Below are 22716 nucleotides of genomic sequence, written 5' to 3' on the forward strand. Positions count from 1 at the left end.
CGTTGAGCGGGGAAGCTGTGGCCCAGGTGAGGAGGGTCAATCCAGCAAGGGAAAGGATGGGCTTGGGTAGGAAGGGTCTCATGTCTGACTAGGCTCTCTGAATATCTGACCGAAAAGGGTGTTGTTGAAAGGCGATTTAAAGATTTGACGGAATACGACAGGATAGAGTCAGCAAAGATACGAAGAAGCTATGAATTAATTAAACAAAGCTTCAGTAAATTCTGGACGGTCTGGGGCGGTTGTTTGTCAAATCATTATGTTTCTTGTCGATTACTTTAAGTAGAATTCGCGTTGACGTTGAGCGAGGTGGGGCTGAGGAACACGGGAGAAAATTGGGTAGTCGGCACCTGAGCGGCGATCGCTTGACCGATTTCCAGCGAGGCTGTTGCGGCGGGGGAAGGGGCGTTACAGACATGTAGAGCATTCCCCGATTGCACGATCAAAAAGTCATCCACCAGTTTGCCTGCGGGTAGAAGCGCCTGGGCCCTGACTCCAGCGTGAGTGGGAATCAGATCGTCGGATTGAATGTCGGGAATCAATCGCTGTAAGCTCCGCACAAACAGGGCTTTGCTGAACGATCGAGCCATTTCTCGCAGCCCTTGATCGGCGTGTCTGGCGGCAAGCTTCCAGAAGCCAGGGTAGGTGACCACATCAGCAAAGTCACGTAGATCGAAATCAGTTTTGTGATAGCCTTCTCGCTTAAAACTCAGAACCGCATTAGGGCCCGCATGAACGCTACCGTCAATCATTCGAGTAAAGTGAACGCCCAAAAAAGGAAAGTTGGGATTGGGAACGGGATAGATCAACGTTTTGACGAGATGCCGCTTTTCTGGCTTTAGCTCATAATATTCTCCTCTAAATGGAATAATTTTGGCGGGTGGTTTGGTTTTGGTGAGTTGAGTGAGGCGATCGCTGTGGAGTCCCGCACAGTTGATCAAAAATCGAGTGTTAAACATGCCGTTGGGGGTGGCGATGCCGTGTCCCTCGCTGGTTTTGACCAACATTTCGACCTGAGTGTTGAGGCGCAGATCGGCTCCCTGGGCGATCGCCAGTTCTGCATATTTCTGACAAACCTGTCTATAGTTGACAATTCCCGTTGAGGTGACGCGGATGCCAGCCAGACAGCGCACATGCGGTTCGATTTCTTGAACTTGAGCGGGTGTGAGACGGGAGACGGGCAGACCGTTTTGGAGTCCTCGCTGGTAGAGAATTTCTAAATGGGGCAGTTCTTGGGGTTGAGTCGCGACGATGACTTTGCCGCAGACTTCGTGATCGAGGCGATGTTCTCGACAGAATTGGATCAGCGATCGACTGCCTTCGCGACAAAATTTGGCTTTGAAACTGCCAGGTGGGTAATAGATGCCTGAATGAATCACACCGCTGTTGTTTCCGGTCTGGTGGTGGGCCCACTGGCTTTCTTTTTCGAGCAGCAAAATCTTAGCGCTGGGATAGCGGGTTGCCAAAGTCATGGCTGTCGATAAGCCAATAATGCCGCCGCCAATAATTGCAAAATCATACATAAGGTAGCCCTGACCGTCGGTGAACCGTTCTTAGCCTTGAAAAGGGTGTTTCGTTATTTTTTGGACGTTAAATTGAAACAAGGTGGGCTGAAACGCCCATTTGGTCAAGCATTTGTTGAATCTCGGTACAGTAGATCGCATTCATGACAATCACTTCATCGGGCTGATACTCTTTGAGAGACTGAGGCGATCGAATCTCTTGCCCCACCCCTGGAATAAATCGACCGTGACGATGCGGATTGATGTCTACCACACAGTCGATCGCGGTTTGAGTCCCCAATGTCGTCAGAAAGGCTACACATTTAGAGCCAGATCCCCAGACGGCGATGCGTTTTCCCTGCGATCGCATGTCCTCTAGGTGCTGTTTCCAATAGGCTAATTTGGGGGCGATACAGGTTGTGAAGTGCTGAACCGCTTGCAAAAGTTGGTCTACGCTCTCCTCGGCTGGGTGGATTTTGGTAGAAGGTGTGACGACAGGACGCGCCTCGATCATCAAATACTGATCGCCGTAGTCCAGATACAAATCTTCGACCTCAAATCCTGCATGACGAAACAATCTAGCCAGCGATCCAGGGGTGAAGTAAGAACAGTGTTCGTAATAAATGTCTTCAAACGCCTGCTCTTTGAGAACTCGTCCCATGTCTGGGATTTCAAAAAAGACGGTGGTTTCGAGACGATCGCCAATCGATCGACGAATCGTTTTGATCAACTCAGCGGTTTGGTGAATATGTTCCAAGGTGTGGCGACAGCAGATCAAATCACCGCAGCGATCGGCATATTTTTCAGAATAATAGTCTTGGATAAATTGGATGCGATCGGCTGCCTGACTCTGGACTCGTCCGCTCACCGAAGTGGGATCGATACCCAGTCCGCGATTGTTGCCCAACTCACACAGCAACACCAAAAAGTCACCTTTGCCGCAGCCGATTTCGACAATTTCCTGATCGTGCAGGTCAAACTTCTCAATTAGCCGAGTTGCCAGTTTGTGAGCAAAAGAGTTGAATGTCGGTGAAAAACTCTGCTGATCTTCATAAATCGGCGAGTAGTCAGAATGGCGGGCATCAAACGCCACGTTGGTAATAAATCCACACTGCGAACAAACACCCAACGCCACATCCCCACAGGGAAAATCCAGCGCTTCCTGTTGAGTCGGCATCATCAAACAGCTATGTACGGGGACGTTTTTCACCTCATAAAAGACCGCAAGTGCTGAGTGTCCGCAGCTTGGGCAAGCCTGGGTCGTCTGCGGTGCGATCGGGTTAGCTTGTTCAATAACGGGCGGTTGACTCATGAGAAATGTTTGTGAATGGGACGATCGCAGGATTGGCTAAATCTGAACTAACTTAAACCGAACTTAATTCAGGCTGAAAAATCAAACCTTCCTCGCTGGGGGTCGCATCATAAAGAGACACAATTTCTTCAGGAAGTCGAGCAAGATCGCTGCCGCGCATGAAATCTCTTAGCGAAGTGCCCGTAGGCGCAGAGTCAATGTTAGGAGCGCCCCCTTTAGAAAGAATTTCGTCCAGGTGTGCCGTTCTAAAATCAAGGCTGTAGCGGCTCACACCCGACGTGTTGGGCACCGTTGAGTGCATTTGCGCGCCCGAAAATAAGACAATTCCTCCAGCGGGGCAGACAACGCGAACCTGGGGATCTAGCTCGATCGTTTCAGTTGCGTGGGGCTGTTTGCGAGTGTCTGACTTGATGTGCTGTGAGGCATTTTTGCGTCCGTTTTGGTTCCACTCATAGTAGTTAAAACTGCTGGATTCGTTTTCTACAGCCTGATTCCAGTAGCGAGGGTGAAACGCCATCGAACTCTCAGACTCAATCTCATAAAGCGGGAGCCACCAGTTAAGCTGACACATCGGCGCAGAATACCACGTATCTCGATGGGGATGGTGAGCATATCCCACACCGCTTGTCAGATAACCATCCGAAGTCACCATGCGAAAGCGCGGCACATCTAAATAGGTCTGATCTAAATCGCACGCCAAATCAGTCAAAACGTCCCGAATCAACTGCTTGGTGCTGGGATGATGAATAAACTGAGGCTTGAGAGGAGCGACGATCGCCACGTATTCCTCAACTGACAGATGATATTGAGCCGTTTTGGGATCGAGGGGAGCAAAGGCCGCTTCGAGCATCTCGCGGGCAAGCTGACACAGAGCTAACGTGCTAGGGCGCGGCGAAAAGACGAAGATTTGCCCTTGATAAAGGCGTTGTCGTCTTACCGAGTCACTGACAGCAGAATCAAAGTAAACAGTATGCATTGAGGGGTTCTCTCAGCGATTGCAACAAAATGACAGGTGTGGCTGGCGATCGTTTCGGTGGAAAAACTCTCTGGAAAAACTCTGATCAATCTTCAATATCAGACTCAAACGCTAGGCTTAAATTCTGGCTTGCAGCTTGAGCCAGCGTTAGATCGTTCCAAAAACCTTATCTCTTCCGTAAATCTTCGGGCAAGTCCTTTCATGCACTCTTCATGGTTATGGATGAATTTCTTTAAGGTTTGGGGTGATCACTCAGTCATATTCAGCATTCATCGAAGTTTTCAATTTAAAGGTTGAGTAAAGCTGCTCTGTATTATGGAGGCTAATAAAAGATTTCTAAAATTTCATCAAGAGATGATATTAAATCGACCCTCAAAGAAAAAGAGACCCCTACAGAGATCTCCTAAATTGCTAATAAATCGCTAATCAATTGAAACCTTCGATCGTTTGCTCTACAGATCACATCACGACCTTTCGACAGTGAAAAGCTTCCGCAAATTTGCTGGGGGAATTAGACTCAACACCTCGCAGCCGCAGGAGTGCCTGAAAAGTATCTTCAGTAAACCACTGTCGTTTTTTCTGTGTTTCAAAGACATCTAGAATGGTTTGAATTTTGCGTTGGCAAATCGTCTCGTCGAGAGGCACAAAGAAATTGGGGTTACCAATATCACCATCATATTTGGGGATTTCATACTCCAAAATTAAGTGATCTCGAAAACTATTCCAGGTTAAATCAGAAATTAAGCGGTGATCTTGATGGGCATCCTTTCGATAATGAGTGAAGACCAGATCGGGTGAAAATGCCTGCTTAATTTCCTCAAAATATTCCTTAATCTCAGCCCCTACAAAGGGAAAGAAACTGTTTCGGAAGTTTTTGACGACAATATTCTCAACCTTTGCATCTTTGAGAAATCGGTTGGCGCTGAGAAATGCTTCCTTCGATCGTACTTCACCAGAGCTAAAGACAACCCAGTAAAAAACGAGGTTTGGATAGGTTTCAATTAGCTTAAGAATCGTTCCTCCACAGCCAATTTCGATATCATCGCAGTGGGCACCGAGACACAAAACTCGATACGTCGAATCGTCGGTTTGGTCAAACTGTAACTTCAGCACTTTTGCTCTCCGTGAATCGTGGCGTTACAAAATTTCAGGCGTTTTCCAAACTTCCCAAACGGCTTTGCCTTGAGAATACATATCATCCAAATTTTGTTTGTCTCTAAAAGTGTCCATGCAAGTCCAGAAGCCGTCGTATTTATAGGCAATCAGTTCTTCTTTTTCGATGAGTCTTTGGAAGGGTTCGATTACTAATTCCTCACCTTTTTCCATGAATCTAAAAATGTCTCTCTTAAAGGCAAAGAAGCCACCATTAATTCGTGTATCTGAGCTTGTTACGTGTTGGATGCTGGTAACTAAACCATTTTCTTGAGTCGAGACGACATGAAACGTTTGCGTTGGTTTGACACAAAGAAAACTCGCTGTTTTATCTTGTCGAATAAAGTTGTCAATGTAATGATCTAAAGGAAGATTGGTCAACCCATCGCTGTAGTTTGCTAGAAAAATTTCGTCATCGCCGATATGTTTTTCGACGGCTCTTAGACGCTGACCAATGTTGGAATGTAAACCTGTATCAACGAAGGTAATCTTCCAATCTTGAATGTCACTATTCAACATTTGAACTTCTTTACCGCCGCTCGATAACACGAAGTCATTTGACAAACATTCGTTGTAGTTCAAAAAGTAATCTTTGATAAAGTCAGCTTTGTAGCCAAGACATAAAATAAATTCTTTGTGACCATAGTAGGCATAGTATTTCATCAAATGCCAAAGAATCGGTCGATAGCCAATATTCACCATCGGCTTTGGAATACTTTCGGAATAGTCTCTAAGTCTTGTTCCTAAACCGCCACAAAACAAAACAACTTTCATTGGAATAGTCTCCTTGCGTTAATTTCTCTAAGAATTCCCTGTTTTTTGATGTCACAGCAATTCTTTTAACAAATCGTTTTTGATCAGGGCATCGGCAGCTTTTTTGATCGCATCGAAGTCAGAATTAGAGCGATCGGCAATCTCCAATAAACTATGTTGACCATCCGATAAGTTGAGCGTCCACAGCATCGCCATTTCACTAATCCCACTCCCTGACGTGCCACCCACTGCCCGATAAAGTCCCCGTTTTCCTAGCTGAGGTTCACATTTGGGATTTTGATTTAAGTAAGTTCTATTGTGTTCCAGAACCGAGAAAACCGCTAAACATTTGGCAAAAGAATCCTTCAGGTAGACAGGGTGAATAAATTCTAAGTTGTCAGCCGATGTGTGATATTCAGGATACTTACCATTCGGAGTTCTCATCAGACAACCGACTGGAAGATTGAACCCTGGAGAACAGTATTGCCGCTCATCATAGCCGTAGGGAATGAACTCGATCGCTTCAAATTCCCGTCCAGAATGCTGCAAAACGTGAAGAACTGCTCGATCGATTTCAGTATCGCCTCGCCGACTTTTTTTGTAGGTTGATTTACCTGAGTCGCCCAAACAACTCAACACCAACCCATGCTTAATGTTGGCGACCCGATCTTCGTTTTGACTGAGCCAGGTGATCGAACCAATGGTAGCTGGAATGAAAATAAATCGATAGGAATAGCGACGCGCAATCTGACTTAACTGCTTGGCTAAAAAGGTGGCGATCGCAATCCCAGCCAAGTTGTCATTTGCAAGAGAAGGATGACAAGCGTGACAGGAAATCAGCACTTCATCCGTCGTTTCGCCCGGCAAATAATACTCGCCGTAAGTTAGATTTCCAGGCTCCAAAGTTGAGTCAATACAGACTTCATACTCGTCTTCTGGAAGGTCTAAAAATTGCTTGTGAGTCAGACAAAATCCCCAGCTATCTTTGTAGTAAGACGTGCGGTAGGGAATCCAATCGGGGCGATCGGGCAATGTAAACAGATGAGACTTCAAGGCTTCCAGCGACATTGTTTGATGAACGGGAATGCTGTAGTTCACCACATGCAGATTGGATTTTTGAAAGTCAATGACGCGATCGCCCTGAGAATTTTTGACGTAAGCATCGCGAATATTCCACTCTCTGGGCACCGTCCAGTCAAAAACTTGAGTTCCAGACGGCACTTCGTAGAGCGTCAGAGGAATGTGGGATTGAATCTGATTCAGCGTTTGGCGAAAGCCGTTTCCCGTGATGCTGCGACAAATCGGGTACAGCTCCACCGCAAACTGATAGATTTCCTGTGCCGTGTGGTCTAGATCAAGTTCTCGTCTGAGATCAATGATATTCATGGCGTTTAGCCTCTTGAGGTCACAGGTTGTTACAGCCCAATTCCTTCGTAGCGCTCAATGCTCTGCTTCTCCAATAGACGGCGACCATCGATAAATAATGGCTGTGGATTTGTCTGAGAAAGGATTTGGGGCACCGATCGAAACTCATCCCACCGCGTCACCAGCACGATCGCATCCACGTTTTCGAGAACTTGAGCCAAACTGTCACAAAAATCGAGCTGGTCAGAACCGAGTATATGGGCCGCTTCCTGATTGGCAACGGGATCGTAAGCCTTCAGAACTGCCTTTTGTGCCAACAGATCTTTGATTAGAGGAATCGCGGGAGATTCGCGCATGTCGTTGGTGTTGGGTCTAAAGGAGAGTCCCAAAATGGCAATCCGAACACCTTCCAGCGAGGGGAAGTGCTTGTGAAGTCGATCGATCACCTGTTGAGGTTGAGCCTGATTGACTTGAATCACCGCGTCTAACAAGGGCATCGGACGATTGTGCTTTTCACCGTGGGCAATCAGCGCCTTCACATCTTTGGGCAGACAACTTCCTCCAAAACCACAGCCAGCCGCCAAAAAGCTTGTAATCGGCGAGACAACGCGATCGCCATTGGGCAAAATCGTGGTCAAATAGCGGCTGTTATGAACGCCCTTCATCACGTCTACGATGTCGGTGTTGCCGATCGCCGCACACAAATTCCCCACTTCATTCGAGAAGGAGATCAGCAGCGCCAGCAGAGAATTCGAGGTGTACTTGATCATCTCTGCGGTCGAGTTGTTGGTTCTGACGCGATCGACTCCTTCAAATCCACTGTAAAGTTCGCCCAGCAGATCGATACTTTGGTCATCAATACCGCCCAGGACGATGCGATCGGGATACATAAAGTCGCTCACCGCTTCGCCTTCGGTCAGAAATTCTGGGTTCATGCCCACGCCGAAATCAACGCCCGCTTTTTTGCCAGAAGCCGCTTCCAGAATCGGTAACACCACTTGATCGGTTGTGCCCGGAACGACCGTACTTTTGACGATCACTAGATGATACGTGGACTTGTCTTTGAGCGCTTCGCCAATTTGTTGAGCGGCTTGCTTGACGTAGGTCAGATCGACTTCTCGCCCATCGAATGGAGTGCCCACGGCGATCAACGAAACATCGGTTTCCAATATCGCTTTCCGAAATTCGGTCGTGGCTTTGAGACGAGTGTGAATGTTGCGTTCTAGCAGTTCGTCTAATCCGGGTTCGTAAAATGGCGAAATGCCCTGGTTGATTTTTTCAACTTTGATGGGGTCAATATCGACGCAGAGGACTTGATGCCCTTTTTCTGCAAAACAAACGCCCGACACCAATCCGACATAGCCTGTGCCAATGATCGAAACTTGCATTATGCGTCCTCCGCTTCCTGGTTGTCGTGATACCAAATCAGCGATCGTCTCAGTCCTTCTTCGACAAAGATGGTCGGATTGTAGCCTAGATGAGTTCGTGCTTTTTCGATGATCGGACAGCGGCGATTGGGATTGTCTACCAAATAATCCTGGTCTTCACTGACTTTGCGAACGACTTTGCCTTGATAGCCAAACAGTTCTTGAGCGAGAGAAACGACCCGTTCTGCCAGTTCTGCAACCGAGATTTCAGGTGTCTCAATCCCAATGTTGTACGCTTCGCCTGCGCGACCTTTGACCAACACTTTGTAGTAGCCTGTGATCGAGTCAGCCGCATAGCAAAACGTGCGTTTGGGCGACCCATCTGACAGCATGGTGATGTCTCGACCCGAAAAAATATCTCGCGCAAAATCAGGGAGAAGGCGACGATCGGTAATCTTCAATCCTGGCCCGTAGTTATTAAACGGACGCGCTGTTTTGATGGGCAGTCCATACTGTTGAGCAAAATTGACGCAGAGCGTTTCGCCATAGCGTTTGGCTTCGTCGTAGCAGGCACGCGGGCCGGTACAAGACACATAGCCACGGTAGTCTTCGGGTGTCGGAATATGCTCAGGAGACGGATCGCCATAGATCTCGCTGCTAGAGAAAAACAAAAAGCCGCCGACTTCTTTGCCTTGTGTCTGCTGATTTTTGAAGTGTTCCAGCAGATTTCGCAATCCATTAACGTTGGCATCCATCGTGCCGATCGGGTCTCTGCGGTAAAAAGTGGGAGAGGCGATCGAAGCGGCGTGAATGATGTACTGAAAGTCTCCCATGTCGGGCGGGAGGGGCTGAGTCATGTCATGTTTGAGCAGCGTCAGCGTCGGATCGCCCTTGAGATCCATCAGCCAAGTAGGAACGCCGCGCGAATAGTTGTCGTAGACCGTGAGGTTGATTTGCTGTCCAGAGTCCGCTTTCTGATTCCAGTGGAGAACGGATTGCACAAAGTAGTAGCCCAAAAAGCCAGCGCCGCCTGTGATCAGCAGATTTTTGCCAGCCATTTGACCAAATTCCTCAGTCAGATTGGCGCAAATGTAATCGAGATCCTGGGTGATGATGTCTTTGGCGCTGAGAGTGGATTGGCGATCGACGCTCACATTACTCGTTCCAACCATAGGTGTCCGGGAGATAGTGAAGTGATTAGTAAGTTCAAATTGCTGAATTAACAGCGACGAATTGACGACGATGAATTGACGACTAGGAATAGATTTTGACTTCAGGAATCGGAATCACAAACTGTCCGCCCCACTCGCGAATGTAGGAGACTTGATTCATGATTTCGTCTTTCACATTCCAGGGCAAAATCAGCAGATAGTCGGGCTTGGTTTCTCGAATCTGGTCAGGCGACAAAATGGGAATATGCGTTCCGGGGGTAAACTTGCCCTGTTTGTAAGGGTTGCGATCGACCGTATAGTCGAGAAAATCAGTCCGAATGCCGCAGTAGTTGAGTAGCGTATTTCCCTTGCCGGGAGCGCCGTAGCCTGCGATCGTTTTGCCCTTCTGTTTCGCAGTGACCAAAAATTCCAGCAGTTTGCGCTTGGTTTCTTTGACTTGCTCGGTGAAGGTAAAGTAGGTTTCTAGCTTGTTAAAGTCAGCCGCGTCTTCTCGTGCCAAAAGTTCGGTAACGCGCTCTCCCACAGGTTTAGAACTGTCTTCGGCGTGACGGGCATAGATTCGCAACGAGCCGCCGTGAATGGGAATTTCTTGAACGTCAAACAGCGTCAGCCCATGATGCGCGAAAATCTTCTCGACGACTGTGAAAGACAGATAAGAGAAATGCTCGTGGTAAATCGTATCGAACTGGTTTTCCGCCATCAGACGCATCAGATGAGGAAACTCCATCGTGATCACGCCGTCAGACTTGAGCAAAACTTTCATCCCAGAGACAAAATCATTGATGTCGGGGACGTGGGCCAAAACATTATTGCCTAACAGCAAATCAGCTTTGCCGCGCTCATCGGCCAGGTCGATCGCCGTCTGTTTCCCAAAAAACCGATTGACAACGGGAATGCCTTTATCGATCGCCACCTGAGACACATTGACCGCAGGTTCGACACCAAGAACGGGGATTCCTTTTTTGAGAAAATACTGCAACAAATAGCCATCATTACTCGCGATCTCGATCACCTGACTGTCGGGGGTTAAGTGGAAGCGATCGACCATCAGATCCGCATAGTCACTGGCATTCTTGAGCAGCGCATCTACATAAGACGAAAAGTAAGCGTACTCAGTAAAAATATCCTGGGGACTGACGAATTCTTGCAACTGCACAAGAAAACAGTTGTCACAAACATAGGTATGAAGCGGATAAAACGGCTCCATATGATTGAGTTCTTCGGGGGTGATGTGGGTCTGACACAGCGGCGACATGCCCAAATCAACGAAGGTGTGGTGCAGAGGAGATCCGCAAAATCGACAACTCGAACTATTCATAGACAGTGCACCTTGCAGTGGAAAACATTCAGATCACCTGGTTTAATTAGGAAGTTTTGACTCAACTTGCCGAGCCTAATTTACCAGAGTCAATGCTGTCCGTTAACAACTTCGGACGATTCTAAACATCTGTCTAAAGTCTGCGGTACTTCTACTGAATTTCCTAGTCAACGTCCGGCACTTCTACGTAATCTTTACCCAAGTCTGCACAGTCTTTACTCAAAATACATGCAGAAAAATTAGAAGGGTTCACTCTGTTAACGGTTAAAAATGTCTAGCGTGTCTTGTTCAAAATGCCTTGTCAGGAAACAGTTTAGGGATTCCACTCCATTCAGTTTGTAGTCCACAGACGATTTAAAGATAAGCACCTTGTTCTTCGTGTTTTTGACTTGAAGCGAGACAGCCATGAGCCGATTCAGCTTTCCTAGATACTGGAGAAAAGCGCTGGGATGGTAGCGTACTAGCAGCAACATTGTGCGTATAGCAGGTACAAATCGCTTGGCTCTGGCTTCATTTCCAACTTTGCCTGCAAGGACAGATCCCAAAAATTTTGACCAGTTTTTTTTGCCGATTTCGGAGTCTTCCTGGTAGTGGGGGTGAGCTTGAATGTAGTCTTGCTGAGAATCGATGATGCCTAAAACTGCCTTGAGCATCCGGGTGGCCTGGCTTGAAGCATTTTCTGCATGTTGGCGATAGTCAGCAATTAATTGGTTGTGACAATAAATGGGGAAGGCTCTGGCAACTCTCAAATAGAGATCATAATCTTGAGCCAGTCTGAGGGCGGGGTTAAACTGCCCGATCGCTTCAAAAACGCTACGCTGAAACAACACAACTCCACAGGGGCAAATCCCCAAATTGGCTTGCAGCAGTGCTTGATAATTGGCAGTCTCAACAGGCTCTTGTGGGTCGGCTATTAGTGCGCCATCAGCCGCAACGGGTCTCGATAGTCCAAATACAAAGCCAGCGTCCGTATGAGTTTGCAGGTAGGCGACGTTGGTGGCGATCGCGTCAGGCAGCAGGCGATCGTCACTATCCAGAAACAGTACGAGCGATCCGCGACTTTTCTCAAGCCCATGATTGCGGGCAACGCTGACCCCTTGATTGGGTTGGTAGTGATAAGCAACTGAGGGATAGCGGGCACAAATTTCGCGCGTGGTGTCGGTGGAGCCGTCGTCAATGACCATCACTTCAATGGGACGATAAGTTTGGGCAAGGACGCTCTCGATCGCTTCACTAATAAATGACGCATTGTTGTAGCTGGGAATGACGATCGAAACCAGAGTTGACTTTTTCGCATCCATGTTTGTCGCCTCCTTTTCAGGTGAGTATAGGGGCGATCCTGGAGCTTTTGTGTGTCAAAGGCTTGTCGGCCACACTTCGCTGATATGGCAGCTTCTTATGAAAAATCAGGCGCAAAGGAAGCGTTAGTTTATTCGTTGAGAAAGCCTAAAATGCTCTGGTTGTATGGCTTCTACGATCGATAAGTATGTGCTGATCAAACAGGGTTAGTGATCAATAACACCCACAAGTGTCAAGTTTAAGCAGCGATCGATTGCTCTCGATTAAACAATTTTGGGAGATGGAATTGGGATGATAAATTGACCGCCCTGTTGCTGATAATCGGCTTGCTGGCGCATGATTTCTTCGGCAAAGTTCCAGGCTAAAATCAGGACATAATCGGGTTGGTCTGCTAACAGTTTGGCAGTCGGAAAGATCGGTAAGTGATTTCCACCCATGTATCGTCCGTGCTTAAACGGATTCAAATCTACAACGTAATCAACTAGCTGCTGGTCAATGCCAAAATAACTGAGTAGCGTGGTTGCTTTGGCGGCGGCTCCATAGGCTACGATTCGTTTATTTTGTTGCTTCAGATCCCGCAGAATGGCGAGCAGATCTTGACGGATGGTTTGAATACGATCGGCAAAGTTCAAATAATAATCCAGGCGATCGACGTGACGATTCTTTTCTTCTTCCAATAATATTTTTACCGATTCGCGCACCGCTTCTACAGGCTCGACAAAGACGCGCAGCGATCCGCCGTGGACAGAAACTCGCTCCACATGATTGAGATATAAATGGTGGCGACGAAACAAGCGATCGAGCGCTGTCACCGAGAAATAACAAAAATGCTGATGGTAAATGGTGTCAAATTCACCGTGATCGACCAGATCAACAACATAGTGAGCTTCCATTACGGCAATTCCCGTCTCTTTGAGAATCGTGCGAATCCCTTCGACAAAGCCGTTGAGATCGGGGACGTGGGCTAACACATTATTCGCTAAAAAGACATCTGCGACTTTGTTTTGCGATCGTAGGTCTCGCGCCAATTCTTGATTAAAAAACGTGTTGAGCGTGGGAATTCCTACCTTTTGAGCAGCCGTTGCTGGGCCGTCAGCGGGATCGATGCCCAAAACGGGAATGCCTTGTTCGACAAAGTTTTTGAGCATGTAACCGTCATTGCTGGCGGCTTCGATCACCAGACTGTTAGCGTTGAGGTGCCGGGATGAGATCAGCGATCGGGCACTCTGCCCAAAATGCTCCATCAGCGACGGCGAAACCGAGGAAAAGTAAGGATAGTCTCGACAAAACAGAATTTCTGGCGGCACCGTTTCTGTAATCTGCGTTAGCGAGCAGACCGGACAAAAGGCAAAATCGAGCCGTGCGGTGAGTTCGGGCTGTTGGGGATGGGTAAGTAGCGCGTCAGCAAGCGGCGTTTGCCCAAAGTCAATGATGATATCGAGATCAGGGTTGCCACAGGAACGGCAAGTAGGATGACTCATGGGTGAATTCTACAACTCCGTCTCAGTTAGCGTCGTCTTCTGCCACCGCAAATTGGAATCGAGCATTCCATCATTGATCAAGTACTTGATGTGAGCAATCCGCTTATACTTTTCGCCCTCAAACTCATCCAGCGTTAGCCCCACCTTTTGGTAAGTGTTGTAAAGTTCCACGGCTCCCTTTTGGGCCGTCCACTGGGGCTGATATTCAGGCAGGGTTTGAGCGATTTTGTCGCAGTCCACACAGTAGCAGCGTAGATCAGGGCCCGCATCCTCGGCGTATTCTACTTCGCATCCCGGAACGGTTGCTTTCACAATCTCAGCAATGTCTCGAATCCGGTAATTTTCGCTTGTCCGTCCCACGTTAAACGCCTGATTATGAACCAGTTCACGAGGCGCGTACAGTACCGCGAGAAAGGCGCGAGAAATGTCTTCAACGTGAACGATCGGTCTCCAGGGTGTGCCGTCACTTTTGATCAACACTTTGCCCGTCGTAAAGGCCCACGCGACTAAATTGTTTAACACCAGATCAAAGCGCAATCGAGGCGAAACTCCATAGGCCGTCGCACTTCGCATAAAGGTAGGAGAGAAGCGATCGTCTGCCAGTTTCGTCACTTCCTGCTCGGTCATCGCTTTTGAAGAACCGTAGGGCGTGACAGGATTAAAGTCAGAAGTTTCATTCACAGGCGTATCCCCCGCCGCTCCATAATTACTGCAAGACGACGAGAAAATGAATCGCTCCACCCCGGCTGATTTTGCCAGCTTTGCTAAATGCACTGAGGCTGCGTAGTTGATTGCGTAAGTCAGGTCAGGATTCAAATAGCCCAGCGGATCATTCGACAATCCCGCTAAGTGAATGACTGCCTCAAATCCCGCCAGATCAGCCGCGTCAGCGTCACGAATGTCTTTTTGTAGACAGGGAATTTCGGGAATACGGCCACCAAACGTACAGCGCTGATAGAGGTCGCTATCAAATCCGACGACTTCATGCCCGGCTGCGATTAGCAGGGGTGTCATGATTGTGCCGATGTAGCCTTTGTGCCCCGTTAACAAAACTCGCATTCTGATCTCCCCAAACTTTCCAAGGTGCTTTGCCGCTTTCCCAGAGGCTTTCGAGAATTTTCTTCTCGCGAATGGTGTCCATACATTGCCAAAAAGACGTATGTTTGTAAGCCATCAACTGCCCATCTCTAGCCAACCGCTCTAAGGGTTCTTTTTCCCAATGGGTTGTATCGCCATCAATGTAGTCGAAAATTCCCGGCTCCAACACAAAAAACGCGCCGTTGATCCAGCCTTCTCCGATCTGAGGCTTCTCAGAAAACTCGACAATTTGCTCTCCATCCAGTTGCAGATGGCCAAACCGCGCCGGAGGCCGCACCGCGGTCAGAGTCGCCAATTTTCCGTGCGATCGATGAAACGCCAACAGTGCATCCAGATCCACATCAGACACGCCGTCGCCCCAGGTCAGCATAAAGGTCTGATTGCCCATATAGGGAGCCAGGCGCTTGATTCGTCCGCCTGTTTGAGTCGAGAGTCCGGTGTCGATCAGGTCGATCGTCCAGTCTGGCTTTACGCCGCCGTGCAGTTCAATCTGTCCCGTTTGCAAATTTACCGTCAGATTGCTGTTAAGCGAACAATAGTCCACCATGTACTTTTTGATGACTTCGCCTTTGTAGCCGAGGGCGATCGCAAAGTCCTTGAAGCCATAGGTAGAGTAGTGCATCATAATGTGCCAGAGAATCGGACGGCCTCCAATCTCGATCATTGGCTTCGGTCTGGTTTCAGTTTCTTCGGCAAGACGAGAACCCAATCCGCCTGCCAAAATTGCGACTTTCATGAAAACTCCCACAAATGGTATGCCAAACTGTTGACGATGCACGCTGTCACAGCAAACTTAATGAACCCCGTGCGACACCACTGCTGGATTTTGGGATTTAGCCATTGACTTGAGATGGTTTCGGTGGGCTGGGTGGACTGCTTCCGGACTTCCAGACCTGCAACAATTGGCTCGTCGCGGACAAAACATCTCTCACCATGTGTTTCCAGTAGCAGTTTAGCCACTCGCGCATGTGTCCCAGACAGGCCATTTTTTCGGCGCTGCTGACGGGGGCTTGTAGAATCGATCGGCAGTATTCAATAAACAATGTCCAGCGCGGCAGCATAAATTTACCCGACTTAGCGGGGTCAAACCAAACCGTGTAGCCAAAGTAATCCTGATCGCTATTCTGTTTGGCAAACAGTTTGCAGGACTGCTCTGCGTGTTGTCTGGAGAGAAATAAATATTCTGGAAGCTCATAATATCGCCCCAACAGCGCCAATCGCGCCAGCAGCACCCCATCCGCGTGACCATACGACCCGTGTAAGGGAATTGACCTGAGCGCACTGATTCGCATCACCCCAAAAATCGGAAAACATTCTTGATGAGTGCAGACAATATCGTGAAACCGCTCGTGAGGCTTTTCAGAATTGAGTCGCAGCTTGCCATCGTAATCATAGTGACGCGCATCAGGGTCACCCTTTGCATCTACAAACTGAGTCCACGGATAGCAGTTGATGATGTCAGGATGGCGATCGAGCACTTCAACGCACTTCTCTAGATAGGTTGGCGCACACATATCATCATGGGCAGCCCACTTAAAATACTCGCCGCTTGCCAGCGCGACCAGCCCGTTATAGTTGCGAGCGGCTCCAATATTGGTCTCATTGCGGTGGTAGCGAATTCGCGCATCTTTTGTCATGTATTCTCGACAAATCTCTTGGGTGCGATCGCTCGAAGCGTTGTCCGAAATAATCAGTTCAAAGTCGCTAAACGTCTGAGCTAGAAACGACTCGATCGCTGCCTCCAAGTAATTTTCACCGTTATACACAGGAATGCCAATGCTTACACGAACTGTCTGCGTCATCTGGGTATTTTCTCCACATCGCTGAGGGGGGCAGCTTTCAACAACTTGACACCAAATTGATCATCTTATGGAGAAATTGTACAGAGCCAATTGAGAAAAGTGGGCGTTCTTGCTAACATCCTCTGACCAACTTGAAAGCGATCGCCCAAAAAATTCTCTTTTCTTTTCTTTTTCTAAGGTCTCTGTGACTTCCAGGCTGATGACTTAGAAGGCTACGCGATCGTTTTCATCACTCCCCTATCGCAGTTAGAAATCCAAATCGACCTGTTTGACGACACCGGACGGGTTGGGCTAATTTGCTTGAGAAGGCTGATGACGGCTCATGCCCTGCTTGAGAGAATGAAGCGAGTAATTGACCGCGCCCAAAACGTCTCTCACCATATGTGTCCAATAGCAGTTGACCCAAACTTTGAGTTGGCGAAAACAGGTAATTTTTTCAGAAAAGCTAATGGGCGCTTGCAAAATCGCTCGGCAATATTCGATAAACAAAATCCAGTGCGGCAGGGTAAATTTTCCGGTCTTGGAGGGGTCATACCAGGCAGCATACTCAAAGTAGTCGTAGTCGCTGTCTTCCTTGGCAAAAACCTTACAGGACTGCTCTGCATGTTGCCTGGAGAGAAAGAGATATTCTGGAATCTCGTAATATCGACCTAACAGCGCCATTCGAGCCAGCAACACCCCATCTGCGTGACCGTAGGAACCATAGAGAGGCACCTGTCTCAAAGCACTCAACCGCATCAGCCCAAAGATCGGAAAGCATTCTTGATGAGTGCAGGCAATATCGTGAAACCGCTCGTGAGGCTTTTCAGAATTGAGTCTCAGCTTGCCGTCAAACGCATACACTTCAGGACAGAGCAGCCCTCGATCGTCGATATATCGCGTCCATGAATAACTGAGAATCACACCGGGGTCGCGATCAAGAATTTCGACACAGCGCTCTAGATAGGTCGGCTCATGAATATCGTCGTGGGCAGCCCATTTGAAATATTCTCCCTGAGCGTAGTCAATTAGGCAGTTGAAGTTGGGGGCGGCTCCCAGGTTGACCTCGTTGCGGTAATAGCGAATTCGGGCATCTTTTGCCGCGTAGGATCGACAGATTTCTTCAGTGCGATCGCTCGAAGCATTGTCTGAAATAATAATTTCAAAATCCTTGAGAGTCTGGGCGAGCAGCGAGTCTATTGCCGCTTCCAGATAGTTATCCCCGTTGTAAACAGGAATGCCAATACTGACACGGGTACGATTATTTGTTTGATCCATCATCTGAGATCCTTCTGATGCAGCATGATTGCTAAAACTTATGCTTAAAATTTATGCAACTTGAGTATGAGCGCGATCGCAAATTGAGAAACGGGGCGATCGCGAAACTGAATGACCTGTGCTTTCCACGATTATCAAAAAGCGCGTGAGAAAAGCCAGTGCTTCTACGGGGTCTTTACCGAAAAAATACATTATGTTTGGAGAAAGCCTCTTTTCTACTCCAAGAAAACACGATTGCCTCTGTGGTAGTTGATATACTGAGCAAACCAATCAGACCCCCTGAGCAGTGCACCCCTCTATGAAGATCAAGTGAAGTCATTTTTGAAGCAATTGCGCCTGTTGAAACGTTTTTAGAAGGCCATCAAATCGATTAAAGTCTTGAAAACTCAGGTTTTCGCCAACCAAAATGTGGCTTACAAATCATGCTGACTTCCTTGAAGATCTTCCGTAATTACCCTGCTCAGTCTTGTCAAATTGAGAGGCCTTTCATAGAAAATGAACCATGAAAAGTGGCAACTTTCCCCAGTACACCGCTGCTAAATTGAGACTCACAACAGGACTATTTTTTACAAGCAATGAGGTGCTGACCAGATGATGAGTTATCTGTCCAAGTTTTTCTATCTTCTGGGAGAACGAAGAAACCAATTATTTCTGCTCGTGTCTCTATTTATATTTACTTCTTTATTAGAGACCCTGGGGATTGGACTGGTTGGACCTTTCATTTCGATCGCCACCAATTTGAAGTTTATTGAACAAAATGAGCGACTGAGTTGGCTCTATCAACGCTTTGGATTTACACCAGGTCAAGAGTTTAATTTTTTGATTGCGGTCGGCTTGGTGGTGGTTGGAATCTTCTACTTAAAGTCATTCTTGAGTTTTTACATTCAAAGATACATTTTTGAGTTTGGATTCAAGCAGCGAGGAGAGCTTTGTACTCGGTTACTTCATGCCTACTCAGCAGCCCCTTACACCTATCACCTCACTCGAAATTCATCGACCTTGATGCAAAACATGCTCAACGAAACTGAGTTGTTTAGCTACAAAGTTGTGATGCCGATGTTGTTTGCAATTTCTAATAGTGTGGTCACGCTGGCGATCATCTTTCTATTAGTTAGCACCAATTCAATGGCGATGTTTATTATTATTGGCATCGTGTTGTTGGCATCTGGGTTGTTTTATCAGTTTAGACACAAGCTCGTTTTTTGGGGGAAGGAACGATCGGAGTCCCACGAAGAGATGATGCGAATTATTAATCACAGTTTAGGTGGACTCAAAGAAGTTCGGGTGATTGGTTGTGAAGGTTACTTTGAAGAACAAGCCAGCGTTCAGATGGATCGATTTGCCGTTTCGAGTGCGGCGCACATGTCGTTTACTAATTTGCCTCGCTATGCGATCGAAGCCTTTCTCATCACTTTCTTAGTCGGCTTTACCGCCATCTTTCTAGTCTTTAATCCGGCAAATAGTCAAAGTTTAAGCTCGGTTTTGGGCATCTTTGCGATGGCTTCTATTCGCCTGCTGCCAGCAGTTGGCAATGTGGTTAACTCGCTCAATGATGTGCGATATGCCAGCTACTCAATGGACAAGCTCTACTTTGATCTACAGTCTCTAGAAAAGCAGTCACCAAAGTTACCAGAAAGATCTGAAGAACAGGCGATGCCATTTTCTGAACAGCTTGTTTTAGATCAGATTACCTATCGCTATCCCAACGTTGAAGAAGAGGCGCTGGATCGAATTTCTCTAACCTTAAAAAAAGGAGAATCAATTGGGCTGATTGGGCGATCGGGTGCCGGGAAAACAACGCTAGTCGATGTCATTTTAGGACTACTAACGCCAGAAAGTGGAGATATCAAAGTAGACGGCGTTTCTGTTTACAACAATCTTAGAGCCTGGCAAAATCTGATTGGCTATGTGCCACAATCTATCTTTTTGATCGACGACACGTTAGAGCGAAACATTGCCTTTGGAGTTCCCGACCATCTCATCAATCAAGAGAAGCTAATTCAAGCTATTCAAGTCGCTCAATTAACTGAGTTGGTAGAGCAACTGCCTGAAGGAATCGGCACCGTTATTGGAGAACGAGGCGTTCGGTTATCAGGGGGGCAACGGCAACGAATTGGAATTGCTAGAGCGCTCTATCACGATCGCCAACTGCTCATTTTAGACGAAGCCACGGCCGCATTAGATAATGAGACCGAAAGTTTAGTCAGTGAAGCCGTTAAATCATTAGGAGGCAGCAAAACAATTATTCTCATTGCTCACCGATTGACAACTTTGGAACATTGCGATCGCATCTATCAAGTTGAAAAAGGACGCATTACCAAGTCAGGAAGCTATCAAGAGGTCGTGCTGAGTAAACAGGCTTCGGCTCAATCCTAATGCTGGTTCAAAACTTGCTTAAAACTTGACAATTGCCCATGAATTCACCTGAGATTTCTGTCATTATCCCCACCCTCGATCGGGCGACTCTGTTACTAGAAGCGCTAACTTCTTTACAGCAGCAAACGTTTGAAAACTGGGAGGCATTAGTCGTTGATGACGGTTCTCAAGATGACACCGAATTACAGGTTCTTCAACTGAACCAAATTGATCCCAGAATTCGCTATGTCAAACGGTCTGAGACACCTTCGGGCGCACCTGCCTGTCGCAACCTGGGAACGAGATTATCAAAAGGCAAGTATTTGATTTATCTAGACTCAGACGATTGTCTGTCCCAAGATGCTTTAGAAAAGAGATTTTCTTGTATGGAGATGTCACCCAAACTTGATTTTGGAGTGTTTCCCTGCATCATCTTTCGAGAGCATCCTAACGACTTACAGCTACTTTTGAATGTGGATAAAGAAGTCGAAGATGTCGATCGTTTTCTCTCTTTTGATTTGCCCTGGCAAACCATGTGTCCAATTTGGAGAAAAGACGCTCTAAATCGATTGGGGGATTGGCATGAAGCACTCTCAAGCTGGCAGGATGTCGAATATCATATTCGTGCGCTTGCGTTGGGTTTCAACTATCAAAAATTCCCTTATCCAGATTGTTTTTGGCGAGTCTGTCACGCTGGATCAGTCAGCGACAAAGCACGAGGCACGGCGCATCTCAACTCTCACAAAAAATTGCTGATTGAATTGCAGAAAAATCTCGATCGAGCAGGACTATTAACCAAACAGCGCAGACACCGAATTGGTGGGCTTTACTTCGGGTTTATTGACCCCCTTGCGAGTGAAGGATTCAAAAAAGAAGCGCTGGAAATCTGGTCGTTGGGGTTTGAGCAGGGCATTTTTAATGCTCAGGTTCATCAACAGGGCGTTTTGTATATTCTCGCCTCGACGGTTTGGGTGCCCCATCGCCTGGTTCGTAGAAGCCTTCGTCGCTTGATGCGAAAATACTTTCAGCTTACCTGGGGGACTCCCTTCATTCCAGAACCCTCAAAAACGATTCGCAGCATTCCTGTAACAACCGCCTATCCCTCTGCTCCAAGTTCTGAAGCCGCCACCACTGATTAAAAATTAATCAAAATATTCACTGAGAACGTTAAATAAGAATTATGAAGGTGCTACTGCTCAACGAGTCTGATATCAACGGAGGGGCAGCACGGGGCGCATATCGGCTTCATCAAGGATTGCAGGCGATCGGCGTAGATTCCTCAATGCTGGTGCGCGATCGCTTTAGCAGTGATCAGACGGTGACCGCTCACAAAACGATTTTGACTAAGCTTGGGCCGCCCCTAAATGGCATTCCCCTCAAGCTCTATCCCAAAACTCAGACACTTTTTTCAGCCCAGTGGTTGCCTGACAATCTGCGGTCTGCGGTACGCCAAATCAATCCCGATGTGGTCAATATCAATTGGGTTTGCAACGGCTTTCTACAAATCGAAACGATCGCCCAATTTAACAAACCGCTCGTCTGGACGCTGCACGACCTGTGGCCGATGACGGGAGGCTGTAACTACAACGAAGGGTGCGATCGTTACCAGTCCAATTGCGGAAGTTGCCCTCAGTTGGCAAGTCATCGAGAATTTGATCTGTCTCGCTGGATTTGGCAGCGCAAGTCCCGTGCCTGGAAACAGTTGAACTTAAGTCTGGTCGCTCCCAGTCAATGGATTGCCGACTGTGCGGCTAAAAGTTCTCTGTTTAAAGAGCGGCAAATCGAGGTGATCAACGGCGGATTAGATACCGAAAAATATCGTCCGATTCCTCAGTCGATCGCGCGTGAAGTTCTGAATTTGCCACAGGACAAAAAACTCATCTTGTTTGGCGCACCCGGAGCCATGACCGACAAGCGCAAAGGATTTCATCTCTTGTTGCCCGCTTTACAAAACTTGAGTCAGTCGGGTTGGGCAGCGCAGAGTGAAGTGGTCTTGTTTGGCACATCTCAGTCTGATTCCGCCCGCTTAGACTTCAAAACGCACTACCTGGGCAAGCTGGCAGACGATGTGACGTTGGCGCTGGCTTACTCTGCTGCCGATGTGATGGTCGTGCCTTCGCTGCAAGAGTCTTTTGGGCAAACGGCTTCTGAATCGTTAGCCTGTGGCACACCTGTTGTGGCTTTTGACGCGACCGGGCTGAGAGATATTGTGGATCACGAGCAAAATGGCTATCTGGCAAAACCGTTTGAGATTGAGGATCTGTCGCGGGGGATCGCCTGGGTGCTAGAAGCGGACGATCGCCGCCAACTCCTCTCTCAATCTGCACGAGAAAAAGCCCTCCGAGCCTTTTGCGTCAAGCTGCAAGCCGATCGCTACCAACGGTTATTTCAAACCCTTTTAGCGTCAAAGATTTAATAGGTTGTTAACCCAGTCACAGTTCTACCCTAAACAAAAAGCGATAGGGTAAGTCAAACCTGATTACGCGATCACACTTACACTCTCTTTATTT

At 47.6% G+C, this 22716-nt stretch carries 18 protein-coding genes; 3 read left to right on the forward strand and 15 right to left on the reverse strand.

The genetic code is table 11. The features are described 5' to 3' along the window. Positions 1–275: 275 nt before the first annotated feature. The 15 genes from lhgO to ACJ2PR_RS10815 all read right to left on the reverse strand — a co-directional run bounded on the left by lhgO (position 276) and on the right by ACJ2PR_RS10815 (position 17854). Positions 276–1520, reverse strand: a complete 1245-nt coding sequence (gene lhgO, locus ACJ2PR_RS10745; RefSeq protein WP_446876995.1) for an L-2-hydroxyglutarate oxidase — start codon at positions 1518–1520, stop codon at positions 276–278. A 67-nt stretch (positions 1521–1587) separates the two neighbouring features. Further along, positions 1588–2811 (reverse strand): class I SAM-dependent methyltransferase, encoded by a 1224-nt coding sequence (locus ACJ2PR_RS10750; RefSeq protein ID WP_446876996.1) that lies wholly within the window; start codon positions 2809–2811, stop codon positions 1588–1590. A gap of 52 nt (positions 2812–2863) precedes the next feature. Beyond that, a complete protein-coding gene (locus tag ACJ2PR_RS10755; protein ID WP_446859367.1) occupies positions 2864–3787 on the reverse strand; it encodes a phytanoyl-CoA dioxygenase family protein in 924 nt (307 codons plus the stop codon). 459 nt (positions 3788–4246) lie between these two features. After that, complete coding sequence (locus tag ACJ2PR_RS10760) at positions 4247–4900, reverse strand: PIG-L deacetylase family protein (RefSeq protein ID WP_446876997.1); 654 nt, start codon at positions 4898–4900, stop codon at positions 4247–4249. Between the two features lie 24 nt (positions 4901–4924). Further along, the gene (locus ACJ2PR_RS10765; protein ID WP_446859369.1) at positions 4925–5713 is read right to left on the reverse strand and encodes a glucose-1-phosphate cytidylyltransferase; all 789 of its coding nucleotides are present in this window, start codon (positions 5711–5713) and stop codon (positions 4925–4927) included. A gap of 51 nt (positions 5714–5764) precedes the next feature. Beyond that, positions 5765–7078: a DUF4910 domain-containing protein gene (locus ACJ2PR_RS10770; protein WP_446876998.1), complete on the reverse strand. Its 1314-nt coding sequence runs from the start codon at positions 7076–7078 to the stop codon at positions 5765–5767. Between the two features lie 29 nt (positions 7079–7107). After that, on the reverse strand, positions 7108–8445 hold the full coding sequence (locus ACJ2PR_RS10775) for a UDP-glucose dehydrogenase family protein (protein WP_446876999.1): 1338 nt from the start codon (positions 8443–8445) through the stop codon (positions 7108–7110). After that, a complete protein-coding gene (locus tag ACJ2PR_RS10780; RefSeq protein ID WP_446877000.1) occupies positions 8445–9596 on the reverse strand; it encodes an NAD-dependent epimerase/dehydratase family protein in 1152 nt (383 codons plus the stop codon). The genes ACJ2PR_RS10775 and ACJ2PR_RS10780 overlap by 1 nt, the downstream gene beginning before the upstream one ends. 82 nt (positions 9597–9678) lie before the next feature. Beyond that, positions 9679–10914, reverse strand: a complete 1236-nt coding sequence (locus ACJ2PR_RS10785) for a methyltransferase domain-containing protein (RefSeq protein WP_446877001.1) — start codon at positions 10912–10914, stop codon at positions 9679–9681. A 257-nt stretch (positions 10915–11171) separates the two neighbouring features. Continuing rightward, the gene (locus tag ACJ2PR_RS10790) at positions 11172–12215 is read right to left on the reverse strand and encodes a glycosyltransferase (RefSeq protein ID WP_446877002.1); all 1044 of its coding nucleotides are present in this window, start codon (positions 12213–12215) and stop codon (positions 11172–11174) included. Positions 12216–12476: 261 nt separating this feature from the next. Continuing rightward, positions 12477–13694, reverse strand: coding sequence for a methyltransferase domain-containing protein (locus ACJ2PR_RS10795; RefSeq protein ID WP_446877003.1), 1218 nt, complete (start codon positions 13692–13694; stop codon positions 12477–12479). Positions 13695–13703: 9 nt separating this feature from the next. Then, a complete protein-coding gene (locus ACJ2PR_RS10800; protein WP_446877004.1) occupies positions 13704–14753 on the reverse strand; it encodes an NAD-dependent epimerase/dehydratase family protein in 1050 nt (349 codons plus the stop codon). Further along, a complete protein-coding gene (gene rfbF, locus ACJ2PR_RS10805) occupies positions 14677–15528 on the reverse strand; it encodes a glucose-1-phosphate cytidylyltransferase (protein WP_446877005.1) in 852 nt (283 codons plus the stop codon). Before rfbF ends, ACJ2PR_RS10800 begins: the two co-directional genes overlap by 77 nt. A 97-nt stretch (positions 15529–15625) precedes the next feature. Continuing rightward, positions 15626–16594, reverse strand: coding sequence for a glycosyltransferase family 2 protein (locus ACJ2PR_RS10810; protein WP_446877006.1), 969 nt, complete (start codon positions 16592–16594; stop codon positions 15626–15628). A gap of 291 nt (positions 16595–16885) precedes the next feature. Then, entirely contained in the window at positions 16886–17854 is a 969-nt protein-coding gene (locus ACJ2PR_RS10815; protein ID WP_446877007.1) for a glycosyltransferase family 2 protein, read from the reverse strand. Positions 17855–18508: 654 nt separating this feature from the next. On the opposite strand from ACJ2PR_RS10815, the gene ACJ2PR_RS10820 reads away from it, so the two are divergent. The 3 genes from ACJ2PR_RS10820 to ACJ2PR_RS10830 are packed head-to-tail and all read left to right on the forward strand — an operon-like array spanning position 18509 to position 22622. Beyond that, complete coding sequence (locus ACJ2PR_RS10820) at positions 18509–20227, forward strand: ABC transporter ATP-binding protein (protein WP_446877008.1); 1719 nt, start codon at positions 18509–18511, stop codon at positions 20225–20227. A 38-nt stretch (positions 20228–20265) separates the two neighbouring features. Continuing rightward, entirely contained in the window at positions 20266–21345 is a 1080-nt protein-coding gene (locus ACJ2PR_RS10825) for a glycosyltransferase family 2 protein (RefSeq protein ID WP_446865877.1), read from the forward strand. Between the two features lie 41 nt (positions 21346–21386). Beyond that, positions 21387–22622 (forward strand): glycosyltransferase family 4 protein, encoded by a 1236-nt coding sequence (locus ACJ2PR_RS10830; RefSeq protein WP_446877009.1) that lies wholly within the window; start codon positions 21387–21389, stop codon positions 22620–22622. Positions 22623–22716 lie beyond the last annotated feature (94 nt).

It is taken from the genome of Phormidesmis sp. 146-33 (assembly GCF_052939515.1).

Coding starts and splice junctions, on each gene's coding strand:
- rfbF (WP_446877005.1), bottom strand. CDS start 15,528: ATGAAAGTCGCAATTTTGGCAGGCGGATTGGGTTCTCGTCTTGCCGAA.
- ACJ2PR_RS10815 (WP_446877007.1), bottom strand. CDS start 17,854: ATGATGGATCAAACAAATAATCGTACCCGTGTCAGTATTGGCATTCCT.
- ACJ2PR_RS10800 (WP_446877004.1), bottom strand. CDS start 14,753: ATGCGAGTTTTGTTAACGGGGCACAAAGGCTACATCGGCACAATCATG.
- ACJ2PR_RS10775 (WP_446876999.1), bottom strand. CDS start 8,445: ATGCAAGTTTCGATCATTGGCACAGGCTATGTCGGATTGGTGTCGGGC.
- ACJ2PR_RS10770 (WP_446876998.1), bottom strand. CDS start 7,078: ATGAATATCATTGATCTCAGACGAGAACTTGATCTAGACCACACGGCA.
- ACJ2PR_RS10785 (WP_446877001.1), bottom strand. CDS start 10,914: ATGAATAGTTCGAGTTGTCGATTTTGCGGATCTCCTCTGCACCACACC.
- ACJ2PR_RS10825 (WP_446865877.1), top strand. CDS start 20,266: ATGAATTCACCTGAGATTTCTGTCATTATCCCCACCCTCGATCGGGCG.
- ACJ2PR_RS10780 (WP_446877000.1), bottom strand. CDS start 9,596: ATGGTTGGAACGAGTAATGTGAGCGTCGATCGCCAATCCACTCTCAGC.
- ACJ2PR_RS10810 (WP_446877006.1), bottom strand. CDS start 16,594: ATGACGCAGACAGTTCGTGTAAGCATTGGCATTCCTGTGTATAACGGT.
- ACJ2PR_RS10765 (WP_446859369.1), bottom strand. CDS start 5,713: ATGAAAGTTGTTTTGTTTTGTGGCGGTTTAGGAACAAGACTTAGAGAC.
- ACJ2PR_RS10830 (WP_446877009.1), top strand. CDS start 21,387: ATGAAGGTGCTACTGCTCAACGAGTCTGATATCAACGGAGGGGCAGCA.
- ACJ2PR_RS10795 (WP_446877003.1), bottom strand. CDS start 13,694: ATGAGTCATCCTACTTGCCGTTCCTGTGGCAACCCTGATCTCGATATC.
- lhgO (WP_446876995.1), bottom strand. CDS start 1,520: ATGTATGATTTTGCAATTATTGGCGGCGGCATTATTGGCTTATCGACA.
- ACJ2PR_RS10755 (WP_446859367.1), bottom strand. CDS start 3,787: ATGCATACTGTTTACTTTGATTCTGCTGTCAGTGACTCGGTAAGACGA.
- ACJ2PR_RS10750 (WP_446876996.1), bottom strand. CDS start 2,811: ATGAGTCAACCGCCCGTTATTGAACAAGCTAACCCGATCGCACCGCAG.
- ACJ2PR_RS10790 (WP_446877002.1), bottom strand. CDS start 12,215: ATGGATGCGAAAAAGTCAACTCTGGTTTCGATCGTCATTCCCAGCTAC.